Source organism: Photorhabdus sp. HUG-39 (assembly GCF_963878365.1).
In the GTDB taxonomy this organism is placed as follows: Bacteria; Pseudomonadota; Gammaproteobacteria; order Enterobacterales; family Enterobacteriaceae; genus Photorhabdus; species Photorhabdus kayaii.
The window spans coordinates 41,234-56,920 of sequence record NZ_CAWNWY010000017.1 but is presented as its reverse complement, the minus strand read 5'-3'; the positions used below and the strand labels follow the sequence as shown (position 1 = coordinate 56,920).

The 15,687-nt window shown below is 40.3% G+C and carries 11 protein-coding genes; 5 read left to right on the top strand and 6 right to left on the bottom strand.

The features are described from left to right. Positions 1–234 precede the first annotated feature (234 nt). From AAC155_RS12705 to AAC155_RS12685, 5 genes are all read right to left on the bottom strand, one after another. Positions 235–741 carry a contact-dependent growth inhibition system immunity protein gene (locus tag AAC155_RS12705; protein ID WP_113026115.1) on the bottom strand — a complete coding sequence of 169 codons (507 nt, stop codon included), beginning with the start codon at positions 739–741 and terminating at the stop codon, positions 235–237. Between the two features lie 163 nt (positions 742–904). Then, on the bottom strand, positions 905–1,405 hold the full coding sequence (locus AAC155_RS12700; protein WP_112894062.1) for a contact-dependent growth inhibition system immunity protein: 501 nt from the start codon (positions 1,403–1,405) through the stop codon (positions 905–907). A gap of 163 nt (positions 1,406–1,568) precedes the next feature. After that, positions 1,569–2,075, bottom strand: a complete 507-nt coding sequence (locus AAC155_RS12695) for a contact-dependent growth inhibition system immunity protein (protein WP_113042526.1) — start codon at positions 2,073–2,075, stop codon at positions 1,569–1,571. After that, positions 2,075–7,399, bottom strand: coding sequence for a DUF637 domain-containing protein (locus AAC155_RS12690; protein WP_113042524.1), 5,325 nt, complete (start codon positions 7,397–7,399; stop codon positions 2,075–2,077). Before AAC155_RS12690 ends, AAC155_RS12695 begins: the two co-directional genes overlap by 1 nt. Positions 7,400–7,459: 60 nt before the next feature. Further along, the gene (locus AAC155_RS12685) at positions 7,460–9,139 is read right to left on the bottom strand and encodes a ShlB/FhaC/HecB family hemolysin secretion/activation protein (protein ID WP_113042522.1); all 1,680 of its coding nucleotides are present in this window, start codon (positions 9,137–9,139) and stop codon (positions 7,460–7,462) included. Between the two features lie 303 nt (positions 9,140–9,442). Between AAC155_RS12685 and tyrP the strand changes: the two genes are divergently transcribed. Then, positions 9,443–10,648 carry a tyrosine transporter TyrP gene (gene tyrP, locus AAC155_RS12680; RefSeq protein WP_113026111.1) on the top strand — a complete coding sequence of 402 codons (1,206 nt, stop codon included), beginning with the start codon at positions 9,443–9,445 and terminating at the stop codon, positions 10,646–10,648. 46 nt (positions 10,649–10,694) lie between these two features. Here tyrP and AAC155_RS12675 read toward each other — a convergent pair whose 3' ends face one another. Beyond that, positions 10,695–11,237 carry a YfaZ family outer membrane protein gene (locus AAC155_RS12675; RefSeq protein ID WP_113042520.1) on the bottom strand — a complete coding sequence of 181 codons (543 nt, stop codon included), beginning with the start codon at positions 11,235–11,237 and terminating at the stop codon, positions 10,695–10,697. Between the two features lie 286 nt (positions 11,238–11,523). Here AAC155_RS12675 and AAC155_RS12670 point away from each other — a divergent pair, with 286 nt between their 5' ends. The 4 genes from AAC155_RS12670 to AAC155_RS12655 all read left to right on the top strand — a co-directional run bounded on the left by AAC155_RS12670 (position 11,524) and on the right by AAC155_RS12655 (position 15,626). After that, a complete protein-coding gene (locus AAC155_RS12670; protein WP_113042518.1) occupies positions 11,524–12,966 on the top strand; it encodes a catalase in 1,443 nt (480 codons plus the stop codon). A 677-nt stretch (positions 12,967–13,643) separates the two neighbouring features. Continuing rightward, positions 13,644–14,243 carry a Gfo/Idh/MocA family protein gene (locus AAC155_RS12665; protein WP_113042516.1) on the top strand — a complete coding sequence of 200 codons (600 nt, stop codon included), beginning with the start codon at positions 13,644–13,646 and terminating at the stop codon, positions 14,241–14,243. Beyond that, complete coding sequence (locus tag AAC155_RS12660) at positions 14,209–15,210, top strand: DegT/DnrJ/EryC1/StrS family aminotransferase (RefSeq protein WP_113042514.1); 1,002 nt, start codon at positions 14,209–14,211, stop codon at positions 15,208–15,210. The genes AAC155_RS12665 and AAC155_RS12660 overlap by 35 nt, the downstream gene beginning before the upstream one ends. Continuing rightward, a complete protein-coding gene (locus AAC155_RS12655; RefSeq protein WP_113042513.1) occupies positions 15,207–15,626 on the top strand; it encodes an NUDIX domain-containing protein in 420 nt (139 codons plus the stop codon). Before AAC155_RS12660 ends, AAC155_RS12655 begins: the two co-directional genes overlap by 4 nt. The last annotated feature ends 61 nt before the right edge of the window (positions 15,627–15,687 follow it).

Here is a 15,687-nt window from a genome sequence, read left to right as displayed (position 1 = left end):
TTTAGAGGAAAATAAAAACCAAATATATATGAGTTCATTAAAAATATCGGAAGTTAATAAATGGTCTAAAAGACTTTATTAACTTCTTTTTATTACCATTTTTATCAACTAAAACAGTTTTACTATTCATAAGATTTATTCTTAACAGAACAATGCCATATATTCTGTTTACTGATGATTTTATATAATGGATATCGCTATGATCAGTTACGAAATAAAACTTAGGTTCTTTAATCAAACATAACTCCTACAACGTGAAAAAGCCAGCCGTAATGCCGCACCAACTTCCTCAGGAGAACTGTTTGCCGGAATAATGACATAATCAGATTCGACAATACCCTGCCCTGTCCAAAGCTCAAGTTTTTTGTGACCGTAGGGCATAATAGTTATCACACCATCTAACAAGCGAATATTGCAATTGTTCATCTTCTTGAATAACTGACGTTTTGAGCGATAACCATAAGATCCCATCATCTCTGTGATCCAGTTTTTATACTGTTTGTCATTTGCATCATGATCAAAATAATCCCCATACTCATCAAGTGGGATTATCCTACTTTTTGATAAAGCATCAAGCACAGCCTTTCCCAACTCTTGATCAGATGCAACTGGCTGTAATAGGTATTCGCTTCCTAAGGGATCTACCCCTAATAAACCGTTGCCTGAATAGGTTTGTATTGAATAAAAATCACCATTAAACTTAACACCCGCATTCAATCCTTGATCAAAATCTATGTTCATTACTTCACCACCGTAATTTTAGCAGTAAGGCTTATTTAATAACTATTTGAATCTTTTCGAGATAATTAGCGGACACATAATAGCTATTACGTGTCCACTTTAATTAATTCTCTAAATCAAAGATCATGAATAATCAATGTAAAAACAAACTGTTACCTTATCGTCAAACGTAACTTCTACAACGAGAAAAAGCCAGTCGTAATGCGGCACCCACTTCCTCCGGGGAACTGTCTGCTGGAATAATGACATAATCAGATTCGACAATACCCTGCCCTGTCCAAAGCTCAAGTTTTTCATGACCAGAAGGTCTAATAGTTATCACACCATCTAACAACTGAATATTACAACTGTTCATCTTCTTAAATAGTTGACGTTTTGAACGGTAATTGTAAACTTTCATTAAATGCTCAATCCACTCTTTATATCGTTCAGCTGCCCTTTCGTTGTCGAAAAAATCATCATCAGGATCGACCAACCGACTTTTAGAAAGTGAATCTAAAACGGCACTACCCAATTGGCTATCAGTTACATCAGGAGATAGAACATGTTCGTGACTTTGAGGATCAGCTTTAAGCAGGCGATACCCAGAATAAGTTTTGACAGAGTAAAAATCACCATTAAATTTGGCACTCGCATTCAGTCCTTGATCAAAATCTATATTCATTATTTCACCACCGTAATTTTAGCAGTAAGGCTTATTTAATAACTATTTGAATCTTTTCGAGATAATTAGTGGACACATAATAACTACTACGTGTCCACCTTAATTAACTCTATAAATCAAAGATCATGATCAATTTAGTGCAAAAACAACTGTTCATTTATCGTCAAACATAACTTCTGCAACGTGAAAAAGCTAGCCGTAATGCTGCTCCAACTTCCTCAGGAGAACTGTCTGCCGGAATCACGACATAATCAGCTTCAGAAATACCATCTTCAGACCAACCCTCCAATTTCTCATGGCGGGATGGTCGGATCGTTATTTGACCATCAAGCATACAGATACCACAGCTTAACATTTTCTTAAATAACTGCCGTTTTGAACGGTAATTATAAGATCCCATCATCTCGGTGATCCAATTTTTATACTGTTCAGCATTTACATCATGATCAAAATAATCCCCGTACTTATCCAGAGGGATTACTCTGCTTTTTGATAAAGCATCAAGCACAGCCTTTCCCAACTCTTGATCAGATACAATTGGCTGTAATAAATAGTTACTTCCTGAGGGATCTGCTCCCAATAAACCATTGCCTGAATAGGTTTGTACTGAATAGAAATCACCATTAAATTTAACTCTTGCATGTAACCCTTGTTTAAAATCTGCATTCATTATTTCACCACCGTAATTTTGACATTAATGCTTTTTTCTGCACCATAGACTATTGCACGGTTAATCTGCTCCCACTGATCTACTGTTGTTGTCTTCGGTACAGCAATACGAATTTCTCGTTGTGCAATTATCGAAGATGTTACCTCTTTACCATCTTTAATGTACCCCCGGAAATCTGCCGCTGAATCAATATTCCCTTTCATTGACGTATATATCTGCTTGGGATCCTTTATCCGTGCTGGTGTACGTGTATCTATAGTTTTAACACTAATAGCTGTACGCGTAGCAGGATCATAAAAATCAAAAGTTTTGAAATTCTCTGGCAACCGAGTACCTGCTGGCATCTGAGTAGCAACAAAATCCTCAAAAGGATACCCCTGCTTATAGTTACCTTCTCCCCATGCCATTTGGGTTTTACTACCATCTTTTTCTACCCGATATACATGCCGTATGTCTACTGTTAGGTGCGGATCTTTTGAGATGACTTTCGATAATTTAGCTGCGACAGATGTAGACCCTTTGGCTACGCCAAGGCCACCGGCTAGCATGCCTGCTATTTCAGTGACAATCTTTCCTGCTTCCAAGCCAGCGTTATAAGCTCCCCCAGGACCCGCTTTTTCATATTCAGTTTTGACAATATCAAGCTGCTTGAGATAACCCTCTTTCGTCGCTTGCCAGATAAAACCGGGCATATCCTCCTGAATCAACAGTGTTCTAAGCGATTCAATGACTTCCGAAGGATTAGATACCGCGCCGACAATTGCCATCACACTATCATAGAGTTCTGATGGAATACCGGATACAAAACCCGCAGCCAGATAGCCATCTTGAGTGTGACTAATCAAGCCCCATTTAGCAAAAATCTGCGCTTTTTTAAGGTAACTGGACTCGACGGCCAGCTCTTTTTCCATTAATTCCCGTTGATGATGAGCCAAATAGTTATAGCGGAAAGTGTTTTCTGCACTGCTCGCTCCGCTGTAAGCACCATCTGCTTTACCGGTAAACACTGCGCCGGCAAAGCCGCCAAAAACACGAGCAATTTGCGCTTGCCGTTCAGATGTTCTCTGCCATTCTTCGGCTTTGATGAGATTATCTCCCATCATGACGCCAGCCAATTCCGCAGCCAAAGCCCCTGCCATTGCGCCTTTAACATTTCCTCTGCCAATTTCAGCGCTTATCCCTGCGATAACGGCGTGGCTTAACATTTTACCCGGTATGCCCAATACCTCGCCGTTGTCACCAATCAATCTGGCACCTTCAGCATTAATCTGGCTGCCAATATTAGCCAACAGAGCCGTAGTCAAATTATCTTTAAAGCTGCCGCCGTTAATGGCAGTATTCAGGCTGGAACTAATAATGGATTGACCCGCTACCCGTTGGACAACTTTATTCCAATCACCATTGCTGATTTGAGGTAATTTCGCTTTTGTGGGATCTAATTTAGTGCCATCAGCCGCTTTATCCCATCCCATGTAGGAATCAAATCCGGCCAATGCGCCACCAATCGCCATTGAGGTAATGGTTGATTTAACCGCATCACTGCTACCTAATACTTTTAGCGCCTTGGAGATGTCCCCCTGATTATCCACAATAGCAACGGCCGCCTGTGCCGCCAGTGATGACATTCCCGCAGTTAACGCTCCACCCGCAACGCTATTACCCGCATAAGATGCGACAGATGCCGCTAAAGAACTGCCTGCGGTTGCCGCCGCCGCTGCAATAGCAATTACCGCAGAAACCACTGGATTCAAATGCTGGCTCTTGTGATCCCAACTGTCATAAGCGTCTTTGACCAAATTCCACTGAATATCTTTATTTTCTCGAAGCCCTTTCAACCAAGCTGTTTCTGGCGTATTTCCCAATACGGCTAATACATTTTGCAATGACTGACCATTTTTAGCTTTAATATCAGCACTAACACCGTTGGCTGCTTCCACTGTCAGTTTTCCACCAGTGAAAATCTGCGGTAATACCCATTGGGTTTCGGTATAACCTTTATCCCTTTGCTTAATATAAAAGCCTTTGGAATAGGTAATAGTCTGTTCAAAAGAGGTATTTTTTACCGCCTTAAAATTAACTTTACCGTGAGTGCTGGTCAGTTTGGCGTTTTTATTAGTCGCAATTTTACTGGCTTCGTAAGTGCTATCATCCCGACTTAACAGGTTAATATCACCACCCGCGGTAAATTCAGTGACTTTATTAGTAACATCATGGCGGGTACGTTTAATGGTTTTCTTTTTGCCATACCACTTACGTTTGGTTTCTGTTTTCTCATAGTGGCTAGATTCTTCCATTGCCTGAGCGTACAGATAACCGCCTTTCGCCGCGACGTCCATCGCACCTTTGGCAGTCAGTTTAGTGGCTTGGAAAAGAATACTGCCGTTTGAAATAACAGTTAATATACCGCCACTAGTCAATGCAGTACCTTGCTGTGTGACTGATTCGGTGAATTCCCTGCCTTTTTCCCGGTAAGCGTGATTCTGCACTGATTCAAAACGCATATTGCCGCCGGAAGAAATCGTTGTATTTCCGCCTGAGCTTAATGTAGCGCCTTGGGTAATCAGCGTTCCATTAGCAGCTAAGGTAAGCTGTTTTCCACCATTAACTACAGCAACGATATGGCGATCATCTTTATTGTTATCGTTCTTATTATCAATAGCGGAATAGCCCAGAGCTAACAAGTTAATATTCCGACCTGCTGATAATAATGTGTTACCTTTGGCGTTAATTTGAGCCGCCTTGCCATTGATATCTGCACCACTGATAATATTGATATTATTTCCTGCGGTTAATCGGCTACTTAATTCACCAGAACGGGATGTGGAAAATAGTTTATTCAGTGAAGGAGATAATTCACGGGGAGCGAGATCAATGTTTTTTGCAGCGGTCAAGTTGATATCTTTTACCGCTGAAACATTAACTCCCTTAATAGATAAATTTCCGCCAGCATTAATCACAACAGAACTTTTAGCATCAAGTTTACCTATTGTAGATAACATCTGATTAAACAGCGTTTGTTCTTTATTTTCAGCGTTCACATCCCCCATTCGTTTATGTGTCAATAACTCACTGTTATTATCAATGGTAATATCATGATTTGCAGTTAAAGAAATATTATGACTTTTCGTTAAGAAAATATTGCGAAGAAGAATATTTTTACCTGCATGTAAGAGTAAATCACCCGTAGCTTCCAAGCTGCTTATTTTACGCGTATTATCAGGATTAAAATATCCTGGCTTACTACTACTCTGAAACTGAACATTCCCGTTGCGGCTGATAATAGTTACATCTTTGGCTTTTAGTTCACCTTGCAAAGCATTAATATTATTAGTTGCTGTCATAGATAAGCTATTTGATGAAATCAATGCTGAATTATTAAGATTAATATCATTCTCGGAAATAATATTTAACCCATCAATAGCCTTTAGTTTATCAGTGATATTGATTTTACCTGCGTGAAGCAAAATGTTTTTTGCTGATAATGTGTCAGGTCGGGTAGTTACTGTTATTTCTGACAGATTTTTTGCATCATCAGGAATCAACGTTCTGATATTTAAGTTATTTTTAAAATCCGCTACTAGATTTTTTTCCGCACTAATTGAAGACGATATATAACTTTCTTCTCCCCAAGTATATAACTCTCCTTGCTTAGTATATTCTGCATCTTCATAAACATAAAATAAATCCCAATCACCCGGTGGTGCATCATCATCTTTGAATTCACTGCCAACCATAGGGTTTGATGTAGTATAATGCCAAAATGTATTTTTCTTACCTAATTGACGACTGATAATATCAATATTTTCCCCGGTGAGAATAAGATCCTTTTTCGCATATATAGATGAAACATCATTTCGCAAATTAGTTGCATTAATATAAGCATTACCACCAGAAACAATATTCCCTGCTGGGCTTATCGCCTTTATTGAAAATCTATCCTGTTTAATATTGATAAAGTTATTTTTTAATAAATCAATAATACCAAACCATTTATCCCGATTAAAATCTTTCAATTTCACAGCCAATGTAATGACGGAATCAACACCTTGTCTGATACCATAAAAACTACCAGCCCATTTATTAATTCCTACGGAGTCAGCCGGAATGGTTTTCCATTCAGTTATGGTTTGATCTCTTATATTATCCAGTTTATCAGTGCGAACAACCAAATCCCCTTTCACAGTCTTTATCGTTGCAGATTTATTTTCAATCAGAGTGCTCTTATTTCCCTGAGAATCTTTCTGTAACCACATATTATTATTGGCTTGCAAAAGTGCTTTATCACCGGTATTACGCAAGGTATCACCAAATATCCGCATATCCCGGCCCGCAGTTACACTCCCTTTATTATCCAATTTAGTACTTGCCAGAGTAATATCCCGTTCCGCTTGTACCTTAATATTTTGCGCAATATGAGTCTCTTTAGCGCTAAGATTAAAATCCGTTTTGGCTTTGGCATTTCCCAGTTCAATTTTACCATTAACGTTTAAGGTAATATCACGCTGATTGCTGATTAAATCCTTAAGATTAACACCGACACCATCTTCCGTAGCAACCAAACGGATTTTATTGGCATACATGCCGCCTAATGCTTTGGTATCAACGGCTAATTGAGGTTTAACACCTTCTCCAGTGATTTTTTTCACTGTGCCATCGTTAAAATCAATCCGGTTAGCTCCCTGCGTCAGGGATAAATTATTAGCTTGAATTTTTCCATTTAATTCAGTCACTCGGCTGATAATATCGATATAATCCGTTGTCTTACCATCCAACCCTTTGCCACCAATAGTAATCTGGCCTTTTTTAACCTCCAATGCCTCCAATGCGCCCTGTTTATCAAATTGAGGTTTACCCGTGGTCAATGTTGCACTGCCAGTATTGATAAAACCACAACCATCACAAATAATGCCATTAGGGTTGGCAATCATCACATTGGCTTTATGACCAACTATCTCTAGTTTTCCTTGAAGATCCGATCGACCACTACCGGTGACTTCATTAATAATCAATTCAGCCGATTTACCATTCAAGTTAGGGTTAGCGTTAAGTTGCCCGGCTAATTGTGATTTAGCAACCTGAGTGGCGTTATTTAATACGGCACCCTGAGTGGCAATATTAAACTCTTTATAGGTGTTGTGAGATATTCCTGCACCATTAGGCGTAGCAATATTTACGATCGGCACATTACCCTGGTTTTGTACCTGTGTTCGGTTATTATCTGGCGTGATCCCGGCCGCAATAGCAGGATGAAGGGGATATACGGCAGTAAGATAAATTAAAAGATAACAAGCGCCCCTTGCCATAGGGCCGTTACGTCTTTCCATTATTCTGTCCTTTCTTAATTTGAGTACAAAGTTATTGGTATAAATATCCGTATTACATCGCTAAAAAATCAGTGATACAGACCAGTAAACTACCCAGTTATCCGGTTTCAGGTGGTCTGGATAAATCAGAGGTGTTCCCAATGTCATCGTTTGATTGAACTTGCTGTGCGTCAGTGATATGCCAAGCGCTGTACCGGTAACATTACCGCCATCGATTTGCTTGGTTTTTCCCTGTAACCAACCCGTATCCAGCGCTCCCGTTAAGGCCAGTTCACCCAGCACAGGCAACTCTGAAATTTGCCAATTCAGTTCATTACGCCAATACCCACCGCGATTGCCGGTCAGATATTGTTCTTTAAATCCCCGAACAGAATATTGCCCGCCTAACGAGAGACGCTCATTGGCATAAAGGTTGTACGGTGTGGTTTGACCGTAAGCAGATGAAAGGTAATAAAGCGAGTCGGAGATCGGGACAAAATAGCTAGCACTCAGGCTGAATTTGCGAAATTGGCTACGTGGAGCATCCGGGAAATGCGGATCATCTTTTGTTGCGCCTAACACGGGTAAGCCATAACTCAATGCAGGGTTGAACGTGATATAGCCACCCGCCAGTACCGAACTGTAATTAATACCAAGATTGGCAACACTTAATGTCGGGCTGCTGATGGATAATTTCTTTCCTGCAAACAAATTAGCCGTCTGACGATGTGTTATTCCTGCATTCAAAGCCAGTTTCTGCTCACCGTCACGATATAACGTCCGGTTTATTGCTAGCCGGTGAGTTTGATTGTCACCTTCATAACGGTAGGTTTGTGAGCCGATCGGAATCTCCTGAAAAGAATCGTTCCACGCATATTGATAATTGAACAACCAGTCACCATAAGGAATCGTCACATTGGAAGAGAGACTTCGACTACGGTGGTTATTACGAAAATCGTTGTTGCGACTGACAGATAATGACCATTGGTCTGCAAGATGTAATAGGTTATCTACATTCACACTGGCGTTGATTTGCCCGGCGCCAGTACTTTTTTGACCACTATTATCTATCCCCAAACTAGCGCCAACCGGCAAACGAGTCGATATTCGTTTTAAGATAACCGCAGAATGACCGGGCTGTTTTCCTGGCTGAATATCAATGGTTATCTGTTGGGAAGGAAGCCGGTTCAGTTGTTCCATCCCCTGTTCAATATCCCGTAGATTCAGTATGTTACCAACCATCCTCGGAAAGGCCATTTTCAATGAAAGGGATGTCTCACCATCAAGCGTGATTGATTCAACTTTGCCCTCACTCACGGTAATAATGAGCGTACCGGTGGATAAATCCTGTGCTCTGAGCCCAGCCCGAGAAGTGACATAACCTCGCTCGATATAGGCATTCGATACTTTACGCACCAGTTCATTAATATCTGGCAAGGTTAAGCAACGGGTTAAATAAGGTTGTATTAGTTTTTCCCTTACTGATTGGGAAAGGCTCTCAACACCTTCAAATTGAATATAGCGGATGGTATGACAAACAGATTTAGCACCATCAGTTTCGGGCTCTAAAGCTGGAGACAAAGTGATGTTGTTACGTAACGCCTCCCGCTGCTGTTGAGCCTGCTGCAATAACGCTTTCTGTTGTTGCGTGATAACCTCTTGATCCGCCGGGCCAATAAACTCTGAAGCATAAGCTTGCCCCGATATAGCGAATAGAACAGATACAACCAATGTCCTAAAACAAACAGATATTCTTTCCATTGATAATTTTTATTTCACCATGCGTTAATTGTTAAGATAATGAATAACGTCTTATTTTAATTGGCAATCTAGATGAAAATAAAAAATTATCTTATTTAAGTGTGAATAAAGTCTGGTTTTTTAAATACTTAATAGAATAAGTAACTTTTTATATTTAATGAAATACATCATTTACGATCATGCAAAAACACAATTGTAATTATTTATTTACACTAAGTGTAACCTTAATTTGACATGAATAAATTAATCCTTTAGCCTGCCTTTCCATAACGATTTCAATCAGTTCAGAAACTAGGGGAAAGCGTGAAGAATCGTACTCTTGGCAGTATTTTTATCGTAGCGGGCACGACAATTGGCGCAGGAATGCTGGCGATGCCGCTGGCAGCAGCCGGTGTCGGTTTTGGAACAACCTTCGTGATGTTAATCGCTCTTTGGGTTTTGATGAGCTATACCGCTTTATTGTTGGTGGAAGTTTATCAATACAGCCCGGCCGATACGGGCCTGGGAACGCTGGCAAAACGTTATCTTGGGCGAGGAGGCCAATGGCTCACCGGTTTCAGTATGCTTTTCCTCATGTATGCTCTGACAACCGCTTATATCAGTGGTGCAGGTGAGTTGCTGTCAGGCAGCCTCTCTTCATGGCTGGATAAACCTATTCCTGTTTCATACGGTGTGCTGATTTTCACTCTTGTCGCGGGTTGTGTTGTCACTATCAGTACTCAATCTGTCGATATGATTAACCGCCTGCTGTTTACGGCAAAAATTATTTTTCTGGTTATTATGCTGACCGTCATGATGCCCCACATTAAAAGCACTAACCTGATGTCAATGCCTTTGGAACAAGGTTTGGTATTATCAGCTATTCCCGTGGTATTCACCTCTTTTGGTTTTCACGGCAGTGTGCCAAGTATCGTCAATTATATGGGGGGCGATACCCGTAAGTTACGCAAAATATTTGTTATCGGCAGTGCTATCCCACTGACTGCCTATATCTTATGGCAATTAGCCACTCTGGGTGCCATCTCTTCCCATACTTTTGTCGGCATCTTAGCGGAGCAATCAGGGCTGAATGGACTGTTAAAAGCGGTGAGAGAAGTTGTCGCGACGCCTCGTGTAGAGCTTGCTGTCCGTCTGTTTGCTGATTTGGCACTGGCAACCTCATTTCTTGGGGTCTCCCTAGGTTTGTTTGACTATATGGCAGATCTGTTCAAACGCCGTAATAATGCGACAGGCCGCCTGCAAACCGGCATCATGACTTTTGTTCCACCACTACTTTGCTCCTTGTACTATCCAAACTTTGTTATGGCGTTAACTTTCGCCGCAGTCGCACTGTCCATTCTCGCCCTGTTACTGCCTTCCATGCTGGCTTGGCGCAGTCGTCAAATTGAACAAAAAGCCTATCGGGTAAAAGGCGGAAAACCCGTTCTGATTCTAGTATTTCTTTGCGGAATTACAGTCATTGCCATCCAGATAGGTATTGTCAGTGGTTTACTGCCAGAAGTAGGTTAATTAACTGTCCGCATCAGCAATGGTGCGGACAAAACGCAAAAGTAAATTAGAAATTCAAACCAGCACCGATATAAAATCCATCAGCCAGTTTGTTATCCCTATTTCCCTCTTTCCCTCTCATGTTCATAACCCGATAACCAGCATCCACCGTCAACGGTTTAAATACGGTAAAACGTAAGCCACCCGCAGCCTCAACATAAGAATCAATACCCGAAGTTAATCTGGATGGCGCACCGTAAGCTTCACCGTACAGCGCTAAAGCGGGCATAATAGTCCAACTCAAACCCACACCTGCGGCTAATGCCTCACCATTTTTCCCATCTTTAGGGGATAAATAGAGAGCCTTACCGCCAATGCTGGCCGTCAATGGACCAACAGGCAGGCTAAATGCGGTTCCCAAACTTCCCAACTGCCCATTATGATCACTGCGTGCCCAGTTGCCATTAAAGGATAATCCAGCACTGTTATCACCAATTGCCGCAGAAGTATGGGTGAAATGGCGGCCAGCCTGAACATTCACGGAAATTGCATTCGCTGATTCAGCAATCAACAACAAACCGGTTGCTACCGCGGCAAGATAAACCTTCATGATATTTCCTCTTTATTTACTTAATGTTAAACATATTACGTAAATACAACTAAACCGATAGACAACAAAAAGAAATGAATCATCTATACTTACTAAATATGTGTGAATTTTTCATTTCATTTGCTTAATAATTAATTATGTAAATAGTTTTATTTTAAACAATAAACAAGAAAATAATAAATGAATTATAAAAAAACACAATATTTGCATTTCGCCATTTGACCAGAACATTTTTTCTTAATCAGCGATTCCGCTGTTTTTTTTCATGTAAAACAGGAGAAGTGTGATGAAAAAGAGAGGACTTACAACGAATGCTGGTGCCCCTGTCGTTGACAACAATAATGTCATGACTGCGGGTCAACGTGGTCCTATGTTGTTACAAGATGTTTGGTTTTTAGAAAAGCTTGCCCATTTTGATCGTGAAGTGATCCCAGAGCGCCGTATGCATGCCAAAGGTTCTGGAGCTCATGGCATCTTTGTGGTTACTCACGATATTACTAAGTACACCCGCGCTAAGATTTTTTCTGAAATAGGCAAAAAAACCGAGATGTTTGCCCGTTTCTCAACCGTCGCCGGTGAGCGCGGCGCAGCAGATGCTGAACGTGACATTCGTGGTTTTGCGCTTAAGTTCTATACTGAAGAAGGGAACTGGGATTTAGTCGGCAACAATACCCCGATATTCTATCTTCGTGATCCGCTGAAGTTCCCAGATCTTAACCATGTTGTTAAACGCGATCCTCACACTAATTTACGTAATCCTGCCTATAAATGGGATTTTTTCTCTCATCAACCTGAATCACTGCACCAATTAACGATTGATTTCAGTGACCGTGGCGTACCTAAATCTTTCCGTCATATGCACGGTTTTGGTAGCCATGCTTTCAGCTTTATCAACGAAGATAATGAACGTTTCTGGGTGAAATTCCATTTCCGTTGTCAGCAAGGCATTAAAAACCTGATGGACGAAGAAGCAGAAGCGCTGGTAGGTAAAGATCGTGAAAGTTCTCAACGTGACTTGTTTGCAGCAATTGAGCAAGGAGATTATCCACGCTGGAAATTAAAAGTCCAAATCATGCCAGAGAAAGAAGCTAATCTGTTATCGTACAACCCATTTGATTTGACCAAAGTATGGCCTCACGGCGATTATCCGATGATTGATGTCGGTTATTTCGAGCTAAACCGTAATCCTGATAACTATTTCTCAGATGTTGAACAGGCTGCTTTCAACCCAGCCAATGTCGTGCCAGGTATCAGTTTCTCCCCTGATAAGATGTTACAAGGCCGTCTGTTCTCTTATGGTGATGCTCAACGTTATCGTCTTGGCGTTAACCACCATCAAATTCCAGTCAATACGCCTCGTTGTCCGTTCCATAATTACCACCGTGATGGGGCAATGCGGGTCGATGGCAACAGCGGAAACACCGTGACTTATGAACCAAACAATGCAGGATTGTTCCAGGAACAACCTGAATTCAAACACCCATCATTGTCTTTAGAAGGAGATGCCGATCACTGGAACCATCGTCAAGATGAAGATTATTTCAGTCAGCCTCGCGCACTATATAACTTAATCAGTAGTAAAGAGCATCAGCGTATGTTTGACCGTATCGCCAGTGAACTGTCACAAGCTCATGAAGATACTCAACGCCGCCAAGTCGAGCTATTTAGAAAAGTTCACCCAGAATATGGCGCCGGTGTTGAAAATGCGCTGAAAAAAATGAAAGGCTGATTGCTAACAACCCCGTATCATTAATTATCTCTGCCCATGACTCCATTAGTGATAATGGGCAGTACGAAAATAAATCAAAATAGCTCAAGGGAAACCGGGTAAATCTATCACCCGTAAATCCATCACCCATTTTTTAATTTGCTGGCGGGAGATTTTAATACCGTTATTTTTAAACTGTTGAGGTAATAGATAGTAAGAAATTTAGCATTGATAAGAGTCAAAACAAATATTTCCCGATTTATTTTTAGCTAATTATAGTTATGGATTTCCATTTAGGAAATTGCTAAATTTCGGCTCACCGTTTTGCTGAATTGCTTTGGGCTAGCCATTGCACCTATTCACTTTCTGGAATGTATTGTATGCAATGGAGTGTTATTCGATCGCTCAGCTTATTAGTTCTACTTTATCCACTAGGCATTGATCTCTATTTAGAGCCTATCTCAATAGGCTCTAAATAATATTGCTAAGATCCCCACCCTTATCGATAGAGAACAGAAATTTTTGAACGAATAACTGTGCGTTATATATTCTTCTATAACGGGAAAGAGTATTTTAAATACGATAATCCGTTAAGAGAATACATAACAAATAATATTTGAACTACAAATATATGAACATTCTCTATTAAATTATTAAATCAGAAGATAGTTCTATTAATCCAAGACTAAGGAGAATTAATGAAACTAGCTATAATTGGTTGCGGAAATATTGTTCTTAAAGAGCACATCCCTACAATAAATACATTAGGGATTGAAATCGTTGGACTCTGTGATATTTTAGAAGAAAACATTATCGAAGCACGTAAGCTAATTAATTACAAAATACCAAGTTATTCTTGCTATCAAGAAATGTTGGAAGAGGTTCCCACTGATTCTGTTCTTGTAGCTCTTCCTCATTACATGTATGAAGATGTCATTAAGTATTGCTCTGGAAAAAAATTAAAAATCATCAAAGAAAAACCATTTGCCATTAGTATCAATCAAGCTAAAAAATTGAAACAACTAGCCTATACCAATAACGTTGAACTATTTACTGTTTGTCAAAAGCGGTATACTAAATCATACAGACAACTAAAATCAGTAATGGATGAAAACAATGGCAAACTCAAACAAATTAAGATTCGATACACCATCCCAAGCAAGGATCCCAATAGTAATTGGCGCGGTAAGTACAGTAATGCAGGAGGAGGTGTCTGGTTAGATATGGGTTATCATATTGTGGATCTGCTTTGCTATATTTTCAATGTATTATGGCGCAGGTATAGGAATAGGCGATGAAGTTATTGTTCCAAGTTACACATTTTTTGCAACCTGTAGTCCACTCCACCAGCTAGGAGCAGAGTTGAAATTTGCAGACTGTACTGACAACGGAAACATTTGCCCTAAGGCTGTAGAATCTTTGATCACCCCGAAGACTAAAGCTGTCGTTGTCACGCATATGTGGGGTATACCTTGTGATATGGATGAACTTATGGCAGTTTGCGAGAAAAATAACATCCTTCTTTTAGAAGATAGCTCTCATGCACACGGTGCTACTTGGAATAACAAAATGATTGGTAGTTTCACTGACGGTTCTGCATGGAGTTTCCAAGGTAAGAAAATTCTAACTTCCGGGGAAGGTGGTTTCTTTGCAACTAAGCACCGCGAGTTTTACGAACGTGCAGTGCTTGTTGGTCACTTTAACAAACGCGCAAAGAAAGAAGTTCATACAGACAATTTGAAAGAATTTGCTATTACTGGAACAGGTCTCAACCTACGTATGCACCCATTAGGCGCTGCTGTTGTACTGCCGCAGATGGATAAATTCCATCAAATGATGGAAGAAAAACGTGAAACCGCTCGTATCCTGAAACATGAAATCGAAAAAATTAATGGCTTGAAGATAACCCGAATTCCAAAAAAAGCAGACCCAGCATGGTATGCAATGCCTATTATGTTTGATAAGAGTAAATTTACAGTTGGCTTGCACGAATTTGTTGATGCATTGATTAAAGCTGGTGCTGTTGAAGCAGATATTCCAGGCTCCACTTGCCCTATCCACAATTACAGTTTGTTCCACTCTCCAGAGCGTATTTCTAAGAACTACGAAAAGAAAGACCGTGTATTACCTGAGAACTTTAAAAATGCCATTAAATTCCATAATAGCATGTTTAAACTAGATATTTGGTATGGTCCTGAGCGCCAATACTTCATTGATAACTACTTGGCAATTATTACTTCTACAACTGAAAGGCTCCGAAAGTGAATAGGCTCATTCCAAAGGAAATTGCAAAGTTATTTTCTGCTTACGATCGTATCGTTGTAGGTGGCATCATCCGAGACCCAGAAGGACGCGTGCTATTTCTTAAACGATCAGAACATGAATTTCTCCCCAATGTATGGGAGATACCCTCAGGTGGTATTGAGAATGCTGAATCAATAGTTCAAGGACTTACACGTGAAATCAAGGAAGAAACCAACTTAAATTTATTAGAATTAGTTAATTTCGTAAGTTCTGCTGAGTACAAAGCAGGTGAAAATAAATGTATTCAAGTCAATTTTGAAGTGAAGTGCGAAGGTACCGTAAAACTCTCCGATGAACACTCCGAGTATTCATGGGCTTATATCATTGATTTTAAGGATAATCTTGATGATTTCATGATGAAGATACTTCAGGTGTGAGCAGTAAAAGACCACCTCTCTAGGGATGGTTTAAGGATGACAATGAAAATGGGTCACAACA